Raw genomic sequence first — 16,847 nt, forward strand, 5'->3', positions numbered from 1 at the left:
TCTCAGCCTAACGAACGCATCTGTTCTTCCTCGTCCCCGCGCGGCGCGGCGATCGCGGACTTCGGCCAGGCCAGGCGGGTTTTTCTGCGTCTGCCGCGCAATTGGACCTCGTCTCCGGTTATCCAATGTTCTTGCTCGCTTTCGTCGGCGAAGTAGAGCGCGCTGCCCGAAGCGAGAACGCGGCCGGGATGATCTTTGGCCAATTCGGTGAGCCGCGACGCCTCGTTGACGGGGTCGCCGATCACGGTGTATTCGAAACGATTTGCGGCGCCGATGTTTCCGGCCACCGCCAGGCCCGCCGAGACGCCGATGCCGATGTCGAGGCTGGTCACCTCGCGCAGGGCCTCGCGCAAGTCACGGGCCGCGGCGAGGGCGGCGCTCGGTGCGTCGGGGCGATCCAGCGGGGCGCCGAAGATGGCGAGCGCCGCGTCGCCGACGAACTTGTTGACGAAACCGTGGTGGCTGTCGATCACGTCGACCACCACCCGGAAGAACTCGTTGAGCAGGCTCACCACCTCGGTCGGCGGGCGTTCGGCCGCGGCGGCGGTGGAACCGACCATGTCCACGAACAGCACCGCGACGAATCGGGTCTCACCACCGAGTTCGGTGCCGTAGTCCAGTGCCCGCTGCGCCACATCCTCGCCGACGTGCTGACCGAACAGTTCCTGCAGCTTGCGGCGTTTGGCCGCCTCGTCCATCATCCGGTTGAAGCCGACCTGCAACAGCCCGATCTCGCTGCCGTCGTAGACCTCCACCTGCACGTCACGCGAGCCGGCCTGCACCCTGTTGATGGCTTGGGACAACTGCCGCACCGGGTCGGAGATCGAGGAACCGGTCAGCATCGACAGCGCCAGCGCCTGCAGGATCACCACGCCACACAGCAGCAGGATCGAGATCGCGAGCGACTTCGCCGAGAACTTCACGTCCGAGGAGATCTGGGTGACGCACAGCAGCACGATCGCGATGGTGGGCGCGAAGGTGCCCATGCCCCAGGTCATCGCCATCCGGGTGCCGACGCCGGGGGTCAGCGTGTGGTCGAAAGTACCCTCGGTCAGCGCCTCCGCGGCGACCGGGCGCAGGATGCGTTCGCCGAGCATGTAGGTGAAGCCGAACACGATGGTGGCGGCCATGCACTCGGTGACGATCACCGCACCCGCCAGCTCGGGCGATTCGGTGATGATCAGTGCGGCCAGGATCCCGCCGCCGATGATCCACAGCACCAGGTGCACGATCGACTGCCGCAGCGGCACGTGCAGGGCCGCCATCTGCTCGCGTCTGCTCGGTGGCCCGCCGCGCATCTGCCAGCGCATCACCGGCCGCAGCATGAGGGCCGCGGCGAAGATGCTCAGCACGGCGGCCACCCCGAAAACGAGCAGCGGCGCGAGCAGACCGGTCTGGCGCACCCCACCCGGATCGCCCTCCGGAACCGGCAGGCCGTATTGGATGAAGGCCCACACCAGCACCGCGCCGAAGGCGTTCGCCAGCAGCACAGACGTCAGATACAGCGGCCAGCGCGTTCGCATGGTCTGTTTGACCGCTTCCAGGGGCGCCGACACGTCTGCCAATCTATCTGACCACCTAGCCAGGTGATCAGGACAGGCGACAGGGTGGGCATTATCGCACCGACATTCGCCCATTACCGGGTGGAAACCGAGGAAACCCCGTCGCCATTCCGCAGTAATTCATTCTGGCTATGTGTGAAAGATACTGACTGACAACATAATTCGCCGAATGGTGGCCTCGCTTCCGCTGCCGATGGCACCACGACCAGCGGCTCGGCCGAGAGCATCTTCCCGGCACTGAACAGCGGTAGTGCCAAGCCCAGCGGCGCCTCCCCCGAGGCTGTCGGGCCGCCGGAAGGCACGCCGCCGAGCTACACCGTGCCCGGCTTGGCCGGACACTGACATGCGGTTCTGTCGATAGGCAGGCGAACGCCCGGTTCCGTCGACCGGGCGTTCACCCGTAGCGGGACTGTGGTCAGAACCTCTTCCCGAGGCGCCGGCACGAGCACCGATCCGGCGTTCGGACCGATAGGCTCTCTCGAGTGACCGACCAGAAGGTAGATTCCGGGACCGCGTCAACGCCGTGGCGCTCGGACGCCGAGGCAGTTCATCCCCTGGTCCGCAAAGCCGCCGCGTGGAGTTGGCGGCTGCTGATCATCTTCGGCGCGTTGCTCGCGGTCGGAATGCTCGTGCAGAAGTTCGCCACGGTGGTGATCCCGCTGGCCATCGCGCTGCTCGCCGCCGCGCTGCTCGCGCCGATGGTCGATTGGATGCAGCGGGTGGGGATTCCGCGCTCGCTCGGCGTGTTCGTCGCGCTGCTTGGGTCGATCGGTCTGCTGGCGGGGGTGCTGACCTTCGTCGTCGAACAGTTTGTCGACGGTGTGCCGGGGCTGTCCAACGAGGTCACCAACAGCGTGCACAAGGTGCAGGACTGGTTGATCAACGGTCCGCCGCATCTGAGCGATCAGCAGATCCGCAGCGCGGGCGACACCATCGTGCGCACCATTCAGGACAACCGCGAGAGCCTGACCAGCGGCGCGCTGACCACCGCCACCGCCATCGGCCACATTCTCACCGGCGCCTTCCTGATCCTGTTCATTCTCATCTTCTTCCTCTACGGCGGAGATCAGATCTGGAACTTCGTCACCCGGATCATCCCCACCGCCCACCGCGAAAAGGTCCGCACCGCCGGTGAACTGGGCTTCGGAACGCTGGTCGGGTTCGTGCGTGCCACCGTCGCGGTGGCCGCCGTCGACGCGATCGGTATAGGAGCCGGGCTGGCGATTCTGCATGTGCCGCTGGCCTTGCCGCTGGCCTCGCTGGTGTTCATCAGCGCGTTCATCCCGATCATCGGCGCGTTCTTCGCCGGGTTCGTCGCCGTGTTCATCGCCCTGGTCACCAAGGGTCTGGTGACCGCGCTGATCGTGCTCGGCATCATCATCGCGGTGATGCAGCTGGAAGGCCATGTGCTGCAACCGCTGCTGCTCGGGCGCGCCGTGAGCATCCATCCGCTGGCCGTGGTGCTGGCCATCACCGCCGGCTTGGTGGTCGGCGGGATCGCGGGGGCACTGCTCGCCGTGCCGTTGATCGCGGTGGGCAACACGGCGATTCGCTATCTGCTCGCCGACAGTCCGGAGGAGGCCTTCGGCGAATTGGTCGCCACCGAGGAGCGAAAACGGTTCAGCGCCGAGCCGGACAAACCGGAGCCGCCGGGCCGCTTCGACGTGGCGAAGCGGCTGCGCATGGAAGAAGCCGAGTCCGGCGATGCGGACTCACACAGCTGAGCTGAGCTCGGCCGACGCCGCGACCGCGCCGCTGTGGCGGGCGGCGCAGGCGTTTCGGCTGGTCACGCTGCTGTACGCGATCGGTCAGCAGATCGCGTCGGTGTCGTATTACGAGCATCCGCGACTGAGCTGGATGCTGATCGCGGTGATGGCGATCTGGTCGGGCAGTTCGGCGCTGCTGTTGTCGCAGTGGTACTTCCCCGAGGCGACCGGGAAGATCCGCGGCTGGGTGGTGTTCGGCGATCAGGTGGTGACGATCGCGCTGATCGCCTCGACTCGGCTTGTCGCGGACTACGATTGGTACCACGGACATCAGACCCTGCCGACGACGTTGTGGATCGCGAACTCGGTGATCTCGATGGCCATTCTGCGCGGACCTGTCGCGGGTGTTGTCGCGGGACTCGCCATGTCGGCGGTCGTGGTGACCGTACGGGGTCAGTGGGGACAGGACGTCTGGGGCGACGCGACCGCACCGGTACTCGTCTCGGTCGGGTTGGCGCTCGGGTTGGCCGCCAATACCGCTCGACGGGCGCAGGGGCAGCTCGAACGGGCTTTGCGGATCACGGCGGCGGCGCAGGAGCGGGAGCGCTTGGCTCGCGAGGTGCACGACGGGGTGTTGCAGGTGCTGGCGTTCATCAAACGCCGTGGCAGCGAGATAGGCGGGCCCGCAAAGGAACTCGCGCAGCGGGCCGGGGAGCAGGAGGTGGCATTGCGGGTGCTGCTGTCCGAGCAGGCGGAGCTGCCCGATCCGGACTCGGGCGAAGTGGATCTGCGGCCATTGCTGACCGCGCACGCCACGCCGAAGGTATCGGTGGCCACGCCGGGCGATCCGGTGCTCGTAGGACGGATAGTCGCCCAGGAGATCGCGGCGGCGGTGAACACCTCGCTGTCGAATGTCTCGTTGCACGCGGGCGTCGACGCGAAAGCCTATGTGCTGCTGGAGGACACCGGTGACGGGTTGGTGGTGAGCGTGCGTGACGACGGCGTCGGCATCGCGACAGGACGGCTGGAGGCGGCCGAAGCCGAAGGACGGATGGGGGTTTCGCGCTCGATCGTCGGCCGGATCGAGGCACTGGGCGGTACGGCCGAGTTGTTGACCGAGGGTGCGGACCTCGGTACCGAGTGGGAATTCCGGATTCCGCGCCATCCGGCGCGCTGAGAAGAGGAGCTGGGCGATGCCGGCGATTACGGTCATGGTGGTCGACGACCATCCGATGTGGCGTGAGGGTGTTTCTCGCGATCTCGCCGAAGCCGGTTTCGAGGTACTGGCCACCGCGGACGGCGTCGGCACGGCCTCCCGTCGGGCCGCGGCCGTGCAGCCGGACGTGGTGTTGATGGATATGCAGCTCACCGACGGGAACGGGGCCGCGGCGACCGCCGAAGTGCTGCGGGTGTCGCCGCACAGCCGGGTGCTGGTGCTGTCGGCCTCGGCCGAGCGCGACGATGTGCTCGACGCGATCAAGGCCGGGGCCAGCGGATATCTGGTGAAGAGCGCGTCCGCCGCCGAGCTGATCGACGCTGTCAAGGCCACTGCCGCTGGTCAGCCGGTGTTCACGCCCGGGCTGGCCGGGTTGGTGCTCGGCGAGTATCGGCGGATGGCGACCGCACCGGCGGCCGCCGATCAGCCGCATCGGCCGTCGTTGACCGAGCGGGAGACGGAGGTTCTGCGGATGGTGGCCAAAGGGTTGTCGGCCAAGCAGATCGCTACTCGATTGAATCTCTCGCACCGGACCGTGGAGAACCACGTGCAGGCGACGTTGCGCAAGTTGCAGCTCGCGAATCGGGTCGAACTCACCCGCTACGCGATCGAGCAGGGGCTCGAGTAGCCACAGTGATTAGGGGTTTGCCCTGATGTGCTCGGCGGGTGTGTCTGGCTACCCTCGATGACATGGGCGGTCCTGAATCCCTCTTCGTACCCGGCGCCGCGACGGCCGGCCCCGTCGGCGACCGTGAGCTGCGTGTTTCCGATGCCGAACGTGAGCATGTCGGTCAGCTGCTGCAGCGTGCCGTCGGGCTCGGCATGTTGTCGCTCGGGGAGTTCACCGAGCGGATGGACACCGCGCTGGCCGCCAAGACCCGCGGTGAACTCAACGCCGTGCTGGTCGACCTGCCCGGTATGCGGGTGGCGGGCACACCGCAGCCCGCCGCTATGCCGCGCCCACGACACATCCCGGTTCCGGCCGGTGGGTCGAATCCGAGCGCGATCCGCAGCCGTTTGTCGGGGGTGCATCGACGCGGGCCGTGGCAGGTGCCGCCGGTGCTGCATCTCAACAACCTGATGTCGGGTGTGACCTTGGACTTCACCGAGGCGGTGATGCAGACGCAGATCGTGGAGATCCAGGTCGACGACTACTGCACGAGCCTCACGTTGCTCGTCCCCGCGGCGGCCACCGTCGACCTCAACGGTCTCGATCTGGTGGGGTCCTCGGCCAACAACAAGGTGCGTACGGGGCCGCCGATCGGACCTCTGCACCTTGTCGTGCACGGGCGTATCCGGTTCGGGTCGGTGACGGCGAAGTATCCGCTGATGGTGCAGTGGCGACGGTTTCTGGGGTCATGACCCCGGGTAGTCGGGGAGACATCGAGGGCTACCCGGGCTGATTCGGGTAGGAACCGGGGGCTGACGGGGGTTTCTACTCATGTTCGGCGGGTGTCGGGCGCCGACGATGGGGAGATGAGTACCGCTATTGATCCCGCGCTCGTAGCGCGGCTCTCGGGGGAGTTCACCGCGCTGGGCGCCCGGATGGGTCAGCTGGGGGGCGATCTGGACGTGCTTTCCGCGCAGTTGCGGGCTGAAGAAGCGCTGCGCGAAGGCGAGGTGGTGCCCCCGACGTCGAGTGCGGCTGCTGTGGGGCCTGCGCCTGTTGCGGGGCCTGCATCTGTTGCGGGGTCGCCTGCTGCGGGGGCTGCGCCCGTTGCGGGCCCGCCGACTGTCGCGGGCTTCGGGCCTGTTCACGGCGGTCCACCTCGAGGCGCTCCCTTCGGCCAGGCGGGGTGGGCGGGTGGTCGGCACACAGCGACCTACGCGCCGGCGCCGGGAACGGCTGTGCCCGTGGGCGCGGGGCAGGGGCGTCAGGTCGGGTCCGGATGGGGGCAGGGAACTCATCCGGCTGGTCGACCCTTCGCGCCGATGCCGATGCCGATGCCGATGCCGATGCCGATGCGGGGTCCGGCGCGCGAGCCTCGGGTGCCGTGGTGGCAGCGGGAAGGGGTGATTTCGCGGGTGCTGGCGGTGGCCGGGGTCGGGGTGACCTTGGTCGGCGTGCTGATGCTGCTGGTGCTGGCCGCGCAGGCCGGCCTTTTCGGTCCGGTGGCGAGAGTCGGTGCCGGGGCCGGTCTTTCGGTGGTGCTGGTCGGGCTCGGGTGGCGCGTTTTCGGGCGGCCCGGTGGGCGTGTCGGTGGAATCGCCTTGGTGGCCACCGGTATCGCTGGGTTGTATCTCGATGTTGTCGCGATGACCGGGTACTACCGATGGGTTCCGGGTGAGGTCGGGCTCGCGGCGGCGCTGGCGGTGGCGTTGATCGGGGTGGGAGTCGCGGTGCGGTGGCAGTCGCAGCCGTTGGCCGTGGGAGTGGTGGTGGGCGCCGCGGTGTTGTCTCCGGCGTTGACCACCGAGCTGATGTTGCTCGGGTTCCTGGTGGTCTTGCAGGCGGCAGGCGTTCCGGTGCAGATGCGCAGAGCTTGGCCGGTGCTGCACGTGGCGCGCACCTTGCCGGTGGTGCTCGCCGTGCTGGGGATGGCGGCGTTCAGCGGGATCGAACGGGCGATCTCCGGCACTGCGGCCGAGCAGCGGCAGGGTCTGCTGGTTGCCGCGATCGCCTGTGCGGTGGTCGGTCTGGTCGGCGCGCTGCTCGCGGTGCGGCGCAGGCCCGATGACATCACCGCGAGCATCACGATCGCGCTGACCGCACTTCCGGTGCTCGCGGTCGCCGTACTGTTCGACCGAATGGTGAGCGCCTCGATCACCGCGGCTCTGGCCGCTGTCCTGCTCGGCCTCGCGGCCACTGCGGTGATTCCGCGCCTGACGGGAGTGGGCCCCGCCGCGACGACTCCCCGCCCCGCGAATGCTCCCGATGCCGAGGATGTTCGGCCTGTCGCAGTGTGGCGGATCGCGCGGCACACGGCACTGGTGGCGGGACTGACCGGTGCCGTAGCTCTGTCGCAGACCTGCGTGGCGGCGACGAGCGGTCAGCCTCGACTGCTACCGACCACGCTGTTCGCGGCCGGTCTGGGGTTTCTCGCGGTGGCCGCCGTCAGTCGCACCCGGGTGGCCGCCGGGCTCGGTATCGCGTTCGCGGTACTCGGTGGGCTGGTGATGCTGGCGACAGCTACGCCGGAAACACTTGCGCTGCAAGGGCTCGCGGAGCGGGAACTCGATGTCGCGACGGCAGTGGCGGCCATGGTCGGGTTGGGTGTGGCGGCGATGGTGGCGTGGACCGTGCCACGGTTGCCGCGGTGCGACGATCCGGCGCTCGTCACCGGGGTGTGGATCGCGGTGAGTATCGCGGGGCTGTACTACGTGCTGGTCGCCGCGGTGTCCCTCGGCGTATCTCTCGGCGGTGCCGATGGTTTCATCGTCGGGCACAGCCTCGCGACCATCGTGTGGATGGTGGTGGCCACCGGCGCACTGTTCTTCGGTTTGCGTCGTCTCGCCAGTTCACCCGCCGTGGCGAAAGTCTGCCTGGTGTCCGGCCTGCTGGTCGCCGCGGCCGCACTGGCGAAACTGTTCCTGTTCGATCTGGCGACACTGTCCGGCCTGGTCCGCGTCACCGCGTTCCTGGCAGTCGGAATCCTGTTGCTGCTCACCGGAACCCGTTACGCGCGTGCCTTCGCCGAGGCAGCACCACCGCGCCAGGCCTCCTAGAAACAACGAACCGGCGGGGCTCGAAAGCCCCGCCGGTCGTGTGTCAGCACTGCGAACGTCAGTCGTCCTCGCGTCGGCGCAGCAGTTCGTTCACGCTCACCGTCCGGCCCTCGTTGCCGTGGTGGCGACCCTCGTCCGCGGCCGTACCGCGGCGCGACGAGCGCAGCTGAGCCATCCAGTTCTCGATCTCGTTGCGCGTATCGGCGGGGGATTCCGCTGCGGTGGCATCGGTTTCGGCGGCGGGGGTATCCGGGGACGCATCGTCGGAAGGCTCCGCAGGCGATGCGGCCGGCGTCGGAACAGCGGTGAAACCGGAAGGCGCCTGCCACTGACCGGGGCCACCGATCTGGTCGGTCGCCGGTGCCTCGCCGGCCGGTTCCCCACTGGCGGCCGATGTTTCGCCGGTTGCCGAATCCGGCTGCCGGGGTGAAGGCGCGGTCTCGGGTCGGACCTCGGTGAATCCGGGCGGCGCGATCTGCGGACGCACCACGTCTGCCGGTCGAGCCGACGTCGGCCGGTCGCCGGAGGAATCGACGACAGGACGATCACGGTTCGCCTCGTCGGCCGAGGACGGGGTGACCGGTGAGAAGCGAGGTCCGCTGTCCTGGTCGGACGAGGTGAAACCGCGTGGTGTGCCGGGGCCGGTCATGCCGTTGTTCCACGGGGCGCTCGGCTGCGGTTCCACGGGTACCGCGGTGCCGAAGACGCCCTGCGGCGGGATCGGCGACTCGGGTTCCGTTTCCGCGCGAGCCGGACTGCCCTGGTAAGACTCGGCGCGATGCGCGCCGGGCGCCGCTGTGAAGTCAGGGCTCGCGGTATCGACTTCGTGCGGGCGCGAATCCGTCTCGCGCACAGGGAGATCGGCCTGCTCGGTCGGACGGCTCTGTTCGAAGGGACGGCTCTGCTCGGTCGGACGGCTCTGCTCGGTCGGACGGCTCGGCGCGAATGGACGGCTCTGTTCGAACGGATGACTCTGCTCTGACGGACGGCTCGGCTCCGCCGGAGGGGCCGCATCGACCGGATCGGGCGCGGGGGAGTCGGGCGTGACCGGCCTGAGGTTCGACGCGGTCACCGGGCTGAACCCGTTGAAAGTTCCGCTCGACGGAGTCTCGCTCGGCGGCGCGGGGGGCGTCGCGTTCGGGGGCGTGTTCACGATCCTCGGCGCCTGCGGCGGGACGATCCCACGCGGCGGCGGTGTCGCCGTGTTCGGCCTGGCCGGGGGCACAATGCTGGGTCGCGGCGGGGAACCGGCAGGGGGGGTGCCGAATCCGGCGCTGTCGCCGGTCTCGTCGGGGGTCGACACCCGGGGCACCGGCGGAGTCTCGCCGATCACGCCGGAGGTGTTGTAGCCCGAAGGCGGCTGTACGCGTTCGGAGCCACGCGGCGCAACCCCGGTGACGATGCCGGGCAGATCGAGACCGGACCCGTTGTCGACCGGTCCGGGCCGCGAGATCGACGGGCCGGTGGGGGTTTCGGCGGTGCCGTTCGTGCGCCCGCGCCCGTTGGTCGAGCGAGCGGCGCCGCCGGGGCCGGTTCGCGGATCGCCGAGATCGGCGAGGGGGATGGGGGGTGTGCCGAAGCTCGGCCCCGAATAGCCACGGTCTTCGTCCTCGGTGGTATCCGGGGTCGAATCATCAGGTCCCTGAACGGGTTTCGGAGCATCCGGCTTCACGATCGGCAGTACCTGGGTCGGCTCGCCGGAAACGTACTTCGGCAGGTCGGGACCGGAGTCCTCCTGCTTCGCCGTGTCCTCCGGAGCGGCTTTCGCCGGCGTACCCGGCTTGACCACGGGCAACTCCCGGGTCGGCTCACCCGAGGACAACATCGAGGCGCGAGGACGCGTCGGATCGGGCGACATCGGCTGGCGCGAACGGGCGGGTTCGTCGGTGTCGGTGATCTTGTCGATGCGCTGAGTCGGGGCCTCGGCCTCGATCTCGGCGACCGTGCGCGGCCTGCGTGGGGTGCGAGCCAGCTTGGAGTCGGGGACCGCCGTCATCTGCATGGTCGGCGGGTCGGTGATCGGGGTGGTCTTCACCAGGTCGACCACGCCACCGTGTTCCGGGCGCTCGTCGTCGAGGATGGGTTCGCCGAGGCCGATCTTCTCCTGGATGCGCTTCATCCACTTCGGCGCCCACCAGCAGTCGTCGCCGAGCAGCTTCATGATCGCCGGGACGAGCAGCATGCGCAGGATGGTGGCGTCGATGAACAGCGCCGCGATCATGCCGTAGGCGATGTACTGCATCATCACCATGTCGGAGAACGCGAACGCGCCGGTCACCACCAGCAGAATCAGGGCGGCGGCGGTGATGATCCTGCCGGTTTGGGCGGTGCCGATCCGCACGGCTTCGGTGGTCGACGCGCCTTGGGCACGTGCCTCCACCATGCGGGAGAGCAGGAAGACCTCGTAGTCGGTCGACAAGCCGTAGATGATCGCGATAATCAGCATCAAGACCGGCGCGCTGATCGGCTGTGGTGTGAAGTTCAGAAGTGTGGCGCCGTTGCCGTCGACGAAGATCCACGTGAGGATGCCGAGAGTCGCACCGAGACCGAGCGCGCTCATCAACGCGGCCTTGATCGGCAGTACCAGCGAACCGAACGTCAAGAACATCAGGATTGTGGTGGTGACCAAGACGAGCAAGATCATCCACGGCATCAGGTTCAGCAGCGTATCGATACTGTCGGCCATCAGTGCGGGCTGACCGGTGACGTACATCGTGACGCCGTCGGGTACCGCGATCGAGCGCAGGTAGTCGATCGTCGGCTCGGCGTTGTTGGTGGGATCGAGCAGGGTCGCCGAGGTGCGGAACACCTCGGGGTTGGTCGGCGACTTTGTCGGCACCTCGAAGGGGCCGACCAGCCCGGGCGCTTGGTTGGCTTCCTTCCAGACCTTGCCGATCGCGTTGGTGTTGTCCGAGACGAAGACCAGCTGGATCGGGTCGGTCTTCTTCTGCGGGAAGACTTCGTAGAAGTGCTCGAGTGCGGACCGGGTCGGATTGTCCGGCGGGAGGTACTTCTCGTTGATACCGCCGAACGACAGATCCTTGACCGGGATGATCAGCAGGAGCAGGCCGATCGTGATCGGGATGGCGATCTTGAGTGGATGCCGCATGACCCAGCGGGTCATGTTGCCCCAGAAGCCGTTCTCGACCTGCTCGGCGGTCTTGGTCTTGCGGAAGCGCTTGAGACCGAGCATGTCGACGCGCGGGCCGAGCACGGCCAGCATCGCGGGCAGGATCGTCACCGCCGTCAGTGCCGCGAGGGAGACGGTGGCGATGGTGCCGTAGGCGACGGACCGCAGGAAGCCCTGCGGGAAGATCAGGATGCCGCCGAGGCTGGCGATGATCATCGTCGCGGAGAACACGACTGTTCGCCCAGCGGTCATCACCGATCGCCGAACGGCGGCGCGCGTGCTGTAGCCCTCGGCTATTTCTTCACGGAAACGGCTGACGATGAACAGGCCGTAGTCGATCGCGAGACCGAGACCGATCATCGAGACGACACCGGTGACAAAGGAGTTGACCTCGGTGAAGTTGGTCAGCACCATGACGAGGCCGGTTGCGCCGAGGATGGTCAGACCACCGATGATCAGTGGCAGGGCGGCCGCGACGATGCCGCCGAAGATGAAGAACAGCAGGATCGCCACCGCGGGAATGGCCAGTACTTCCATCCGCTTGGAGTCGTGCGTGATGGTGTCGTTGAGCGTGACCGCGATGGCCTGCAGGCCCGAGACCTCCACGTCGACGCCGGGGATGTAGAAGACGTCCGCCACGGTGCGGTAATTGGCCATCATGGTGGTGTCGTTGTCACCGGCGATGGCGATCGACGCGAACGCGTGCTTCTTGTCCTTGGACCCGAACGCAGAGGGCACGGCCTGCGCGTCGCCCACCTTCCAATAGGTGGCGTTGATCTTGGCGATCTGATCGGGATACTTGGCGACGACCCCGGCCAGGCTGTCGACAACCTTCTTCGAGAACTCCGGATCATCGATCGTCTTGCCCTCAGGAGCGTTGTACATGACGATCACGTCCGCCAAGTGGTCGCGCCCGTATGACCCGTCGGCGATCTGCGCGCCCTGCACCGACTCCGAGCCGGGATCGAACCAGCCACTCTGGCTCAGTCGAGGGCCGAGCCCCATGCCGTAGGCGCCCAGCGCCAACATCGCCGCACCGACGACAACGATGACGGCGAAGCGGAAACGGTAGACCAGATCGCCCCAGCGGGTGAACACTTAAGCGACTCCTTGACCAGGGCGAGAAGTGAGTAGCGCAGACAGCGGCCGGAACGGCTGCAGCCAAGCGCCCTCGTCGGGCAGCGACTCGAGACTCACCCGCGGTAGCGGTTCGCGGAACACGCCGGGGATGTCCTCGAGGTCGACGAACCCGAGGGTATCCGAAGTGACCGCCCAACTCGCGTGCTCACGGAATCCGAGCACCTGAGCTGGGATTCCCTTGGCCGCGATGGCTTCCAGCGGTTCACGGAAGGCTTGGCCGTCGGCCGAGGCGACCATGATGCCGGCTAGACCACCGTCGCGTTGCCGGGTCGCGATGTGCGCGAGCATATCGGCGTCGACATCGGAGTCTTCGTCGATCTTGGGCTTGGCGAACACCGCGAAACCGACATTGCGCAGCGCTTCCACCCACGGGCGGACCACGTCGGCGGTGCCGGGCGCGATATTGGTGAAGACGGTGGCCTCGGCCTCGATGCGACCCTTGGAGGCGACCGAGATCTCGGCGGTGCGGGCCAGCAACCAGCGGCCGAGGGCGTCGAAGCGGGGGCGATACGCGGCGGTGGGACGTCCACCGAGGATGGCGCCGAGCCCCATGTCGAGGTTCGGCGCGTCCCAGACCAGTAGGACGCGTCGAACATCGGAACCGCTCAACGCCTCGGAACCGGAGCCTGCCTGGGCGGGCACCGGCATCTCGGGGGCGATCTCACTCACGCTCATCTGTCGATCTTCCCCCATATGAACTCGTTGATGGCGCTACCGGCACGCAGGCCTTTGCCTTCGAACTTGGTGACGGGCCGTTCGAAACCGATCGGCGCGGTAGTGCGGTTGGCGGCGCTGTCGCCGCCGGTGGTGTCGTTCAGGCCGGTGAACAGCGGTTCCTTGGAGCCTACTTCGAGAATATGCTCGGCGTAATCCGCGTGGTCGGTGGCCACGTGCAGCACGCCGCCGGGCTTGAGTCTGCTGGCGATCAGGGCGAAGGTCGGCGCCTGGAGCAGCCTGCGCTTGTGGTGGCGGGCCTTCGGCCACGGGTCGGGGAAGAACACCCGAACACCGATCAGCGACTCCGGGGCAACCATGTTCTCCAGGACGTCCACGGCGTCGCCGCGCAGCAACCGGATGTTCTCGATCTCCTCGCGCTCGATCTGCTGGACCAGCTGGGCAAGCCCGGGCTGATACACCTCGATGCCGATGAGATTCAGGTGCGGTTCGGCCTTCGCCATGGCCGCTGTCGCCGTGCCGGTGCCGGTACCGATCTCGATCACCAGCGGCGCCTCGCGCCCGAACCAGGCGTCGGCCTCGACCGGATCGTTGGACACATCGCGCCCGATCACCGGCCAGGTGCGGTCCCATGAGGTCTGCTGATTCGGCGTCAGCGCGCCTCGCCGCGAGCGGAAGCTCGTGACGCGCGGGTACAGCCGGGAGCCGGTGAGCGAGCGCCTGCCCGCGTCGTTCGGCATCTCCGACAGCTTGTGGCTGGTCGGCTCGGCGTGGTTGGCGGCGTCGTTCACGTCGTCCATTGTCCAGCATGCGCGCAGCTGCGTCGCAGGCGAGTTCGGGGGACCGCTGATCCGCCCAGGTCGGCAGAAGGTTCGCCCCGCCCCGGCTCGGCGCGGATCTGACACAATGCCCTGCGAAAAGGGGGTGCGCGCAATGCCGACAGCCACTGAATTCGCACAGACACGACCCGCGGACCAGCTCGACGCGCTGATCGCGGTTCTAGGTGCAGGTCGCGGGGGTGATCCGGGGATCGCCGAACAGCTCGCCGCGGCGGCTGCGCGCCGTCGTCGTCCGCTGCACATCCAGATCACCGGGCGTGCGCTGAGCGGGCGGACCACCGTGATGGCCGCGCTGGCCTTGTTGTCGGCGCAGGAGACCGCGCCGGTCGATCAGCCCGAGCTGCCCGACCCGGTCCTCGACGGCGATCTGGTCATCTACGTGCTGGCCGGCGCGCCGCAGGCCGCCGACTACCGCCTGCTCGCGACCGTGCCGCAGGGTCGCGGCGTGGTGGTGCTCAACAAGGCCGACGCGGTGGGCGCGCGCTGGGGCGAGGCCGTGGCCGCGGCGCAGCGGCACGCGCAGGAACTCGGCCTGCCGATCGTGCCGATCGTCGCCTCGGTCGCTGCCAGGACCAGGTCGGGAGCGGTGAGCGCCGAGGATCTGAGCGATCTGCGCAGGCTCGCGGTCGGCCCCGATGTGCCGTCGGTGCTCGCCGCCGATCTGTTCATCGGCGTCGGCTCCGACCAGGAAGCGCGCAGACGGCTGATCGCCAACTGGGATCTCTACGGCGTGGACTGCGCGCTGTCGGCCCTGCGCGCTGATCCCGATCTGCCCGCGTCGGCGATCATCCAGATCCTGCACTCCGCGAGCGGGATCGATCCGCTGCACAAGCTGGTCCACCGCCGGTACGAGCAGGTGGAAGCAGTGCGCGGCGGCGAACTGCTCGACGAGCTGACCCGCCTGGCCGCCCGCGCGGTCCCCGGCGACGGTGGCCGCGCGCGAGAACTGATCGAGCAGTATCTCACCGGAGACGAAGCGCTCTGGGCCGGTCTGTGCGCCGGATTGGCCTGTCCGCAGGTCTCCCACCTGGCCGCGGGCTACCCGTCGCCCGCGCCCGGCGACGCCGACGAGGCGCTCGCCCGCGCCACCCGCTGGCGTGCCGTCGTGTCCAGCGACATGCCCCCCGCTGCCAGGCGAGCCGCGCTGCGCGTTCACAACGGCTATGTCAGAGCCTGGGAGCGGATGTCCAGTGCAGGCCTCTGAGGTCCCGCCCGGCCAACGCTCGGCCGTCGACGACCCCGGTGCCCTACCCGAGGCGGTGGACGCGGTGATCGACCGGTGGAATCCACAGGGTGGCGCCCTGCTCCGGGCGATGGCCGCCGCGGGGGAGGGCAGCAGCGTCGACTTCTACGCCCCCGACGACGCCAACACCACCCTGCTGCGCACCGAACTCGCCCGCTTCGAACCCCATATCGACCTGGCCGATCCGACCGTGGGCAACGACCCGGCCGCGGCGCTCATCCTCTTCGACGCGGGCAGTGTCCTCGGCGCCGACATGTTCGCCCTGATCGACCGTCTGCGCGCCGCCGATCAGCGAATCCTGCTCGCCATGAACGGCTTTCACGCCTATCAGGACTGGCGCGCGACCCGCGACCGCAATCTGGAACTGCTCGCCGCGCGTGGCATCACCGACCTCGACATCGTCGCCGTCTCGGCCCGGCTGGCCGCCGCCGCCCGCGCCACCGACGATTCGGCCCTGCTCGATCGCTCCGGCGTGGCCGGACTGCACGCCACCCTGGCCGCGGCCACCGCGAAGGGACCGGCCGACGGTGCCCAGCGCCGCACCGTCGTCCGCACCCGGGTACTCGCCGACACCAGGGCGAGAATCGACGAACAGATCACCGCACTGCGCTCCGGCACGGACACCGCACGGATCAGGGAGGAACGCATCGGACTGGTCGCCGAGCGCGACGGCGGCCGCCAGACCGGCCTCGCCGCCGTGCGGAGCCAGGTGCAGCTCGCTCGCGTCGACCTGACCACCGAGCTCGGCGCGATGGTGCGCGCGCTACACACCCGGTCGCGCGCCGAACTCGACCGCAGCGACCGCGCCGAACTGCGCGCCTACCCACAGCGTGTGCAGCAGGCGGCCGGTGAACTGTCGGTCTCGGTCGACGCCGTCATCGACGCACGGGTCAGTGAAGCGGCGCGCCGGATCGGTACCGCCGCGCCGACCACCCGGCGCCGCGATCCGGCGCCGCGAGTCGGTCCGGATCCCGGTAAGAGACACCGAGGTGTCGAAGATCACCTCATGATCGCCCTCGGCGCGTCGGCCGGCGTCGGCCTCGGCCGATTGATCGTGGCGCCGCTGTCGCTGGTCCCGACACTCGACGTGGCGAGCGTTCCGGTGACGCTGCTGCTCGGCGCGGGCGCGGCCTACTGGGTCGTGCGCGCCCGCGGCCAGCTCGCCGAACGCAACCACATGGCCCAGTGGGTCTCCGAGGCATTGGTGAACGTCAAAGCCCAGCTCGAACAGCGTGTCGCGGGAGTGCTCGTGGACATCGAGGCCGAACTGGCCGAGCACGTGGTGCGGGAATCGACCGCGCGGGCCGTGGCCGTGGATCGGCGTGTCACCGAGCTCGACGCGCTCGCGCGCAGGCTCGTCGCGGAGCGTCCCGCACAGCTGACGGCCTGTGAGCGTGACATCGCCACGCTCGATCGACTGTGAGCGTGGGATTGACCGATACACCTGTGGGTACCTGTTAGGGAGCCCGATGCCATATCGGTCGTCATATCGCGTTAACCTTGAGGCAGGAACCTGGGCGTCCGCTCTTGCCAGTCGATGCGCGGCCACCGTCCGTGTACGGCCTTCCTAGCCGTCTATCGGGGTTGTGCGACGGTTGGTCACTGCGGACGCCTTACCCGCCCATGGTGGCGATCGATGGATCGAACAACCGCCCATCTCAGGAGAGTTT

General features: G+C 68.4%; 10 protein-coding genes and 1 pseudogene. 7 read left to right on the forward strand and 4 right to left on the reverse strand.

Annotation, left to right across the window (positions count from 1 at the left end):
* Window positions 1–2: 2 nt before the first annotated feature.
* A complete protein-coding gene (locus ACWF99_RS20655; RefSeq protein WP_452537119.1) occupies window positions 3–1,556 on the reverse strand; it encodes an adenylate/guanylate cyclase domain-containing protein in 1,554 nt (517 codons plus the stop codon).
* 488 nt (window positions 1,557–2,044) lie between these two features.
* Here ACWF99_RS20655 and ACWF99_RS20660 point away from each other — a divergent pair, with 488 nt between their 5' ends.
* The 5 genes from ACWF99_RS20660 to ACWF99_RS20680 all read left to right on the forward strand — a co-directional run bounded on the left by ACWF99_RS20660 (window position 2,045) and on the right by ACWF99_RS20680 (window position 8,150).
* A complete protein-coding gene (locus ACWF99_RS20660; RefSeq protein WP_378635021.1) occupies window positions 2,045–3,286 on the forward strand; it encodes an AI-2E family transporter in 1,242 nt (413 codons plus the stop codon).
* On the forward strand, window positions 3,267–4,445 hold the full coding sequence (macS, locus tag ACWF99_RS20665; RefSeq protein WP_452537120.1) for a MacS family sensor histidine kinase: 1,179 nt from the start codon (window positions 3,267–3,269) through the stop codon (window positions 4,443–4,445). The genes ACWF99_RS20660 and macS overlap by 20 nt, the downstream gene beginning before the upstream one ends.
* A gap of 16 nt (window positions 4,446–4,461) precedes the next feature.
* On the forward strand, window positions 4,462–5,112 hold the full coding sequence (locus ACWF99_RS20670; RefSeq protein WP_452537121.1) for a response regulator: 651 nt from the start codon (window positions 4,462–4,464) through the stop codon (window positions 5,110–5,112).
* Window positions 5,113–5,174: 62 nt separating this feature from the next.
* Window positions 5,175–5,846 carry a DUF1707 SHOCT-like domain-containing protein gene (locus tag ACWF99_RS20675; protein ID WP_378653837.1) on the forward strand — a complete coding sequence of 224 codons (672 nt, stop codon included), beginning with the start codon at window positions 5,175–5,177 and terminating at the stop codon, window positions 5,844–5,846.
* A gap of 570 nt (window positions 5,847–6,416) precedes the next feature.
* Window positions 6,417–8,150 (forward strand): DUF2339 domain-containing protein, encoded by a 1,734-nt coding sequence (locus ACWF99_RS20680; RefSeq protein ID WP_452537122.1) that lies wholly within the window; start codon window positions 6,417–6,419, stop codon window positions 8,148–8,150.
* Between the two features lie 2,065 nt (window positions 8,151–10,215).
* Here ACWF99_RS20680 and ACWF99_RS20685 read toward each other — a convergent pair.
* The 3 genes and pseudogenes from ACWF99_RS20685 to trmB all read right to left on the reverse strand — a co-directional run.
* Window positions 10,216–12,378 (reverse strand): annotated as a pseudogene (locus tag ACWF99_RS20685) (MMPL family transporter); the annotation flags it as partial.
* Window positions 12,379–13,095 (reverse strand): NYN domain-containing protein, encoded by a 717-nt coding sequence (locus tag ACWF99_RS20690; RefSeq protein ID WP_082844190.1) that lies wholly within the window; start codon window positions 13,093–13,095, stop codon window positions 12,379–12,381. It lies immediately after the preceding pseudogene.
* Window positions 13,092–13,895: a tRNA (guanosine(46)-N7)-methyltransferase TrmB gene (trmB, locus tag ACWF99_RS20695; RefSeq protein WP_378635039.1), complete on the reverse strand. Its 804-nt coding sequence runs from the start codon at window positions 13,893–13,895 to the stop codon at window positions 13,092–13,094. Before trmB ends, ACWF99_RS20690 begins: the two co-directional genes overlap by 4 nt.
* A 133-nt stretch (window positions 13,896–14,028) precedes the next feature.
* On the opposite strand from trmB, the gene ACWF99_RS20700 reads away from it, so the two are divergent.
* A complete protein-coding gene (locus ACWF99_RS20700; protein WP_378635041.1) occupies window positions 14,029–15,138 on the forward strand; it encodes a hypothetical protein in 1,110 nt (369 codons plus the stop codon).
* On the forward strand, window positions 15,125–16,600 hold the full coding sequence (locus tag ACWF99_RS20705) for a hypothetical protein (RefSeq protein ID WP_452537123.1): 1,476 nt from the start codon (window positions 15,125–15,127) through the stop codon (window positions 16,598–16,600). The genes ACWF99_RS20700 and ACWF99_RS20705 overlap by 14 nt, the downstream gene beginning before the upstream one ends.
* The last annotated feature ends 247 nt before the right edge of the window (window positions 16,601–16,847 follow it).

This window comes from Nocardia sp. NPDC055002, assembly GCF_053608825.1.

Excerpts from the sequence above, each read along its gene's own strand:
- macS (WP_452537120.1), top strand. The coding sequence starts at position 3,267 with ATGCGGACTCACACAGCTGAGCTGAGCTCGGCCGACGCCGCGACCGCG.
- ACWF99_RS20670 (WP_452537121.1), top strand. The coding sequence starts at position 4,462 with ATGCCGGCGATTACGGTCATGGTGGTCGACGACCATCCGATGTGGCGT.
- ACWF99_RS20675 (WP_378653837.1), top strand. The coding sequence starts at position 5,175 with ATGGGCGGTCCTGAATCCCTCTTCGTACCCGGCGCCGCGACGGCCGGC.
- ACWF99_RS20680 (WP_452537122.1), top strand. The coding sequence starts at position 6,417 with ATGCCGATGCCGATGCCGATGCCGATGCCGATGCGGGGTCCGGCGCGC.
- ACWF99_RS20690 (WP_082844190.1), bottom strand. The coding sequence starts at position 13,095 with ATGAGCGTGAGTGAGATCGCCCCCGAGATGCCGGTGCCCGCCCAGGCA.
- trmB (WP_378635039.1), bottom strand. The coding sequence starts at position 13,895 with ATGGACGACGTGAACGACGCCGCCAACCACGCCGAGCCGACCAGCCAC.
- ACWF99_RS20700 (WP_378635041.1), top strand. The coding sequence starts at position 14,029 with ATGCCGACAGCCACTGAATTCGCACAGACACGACCCGCGGACCAGCTC.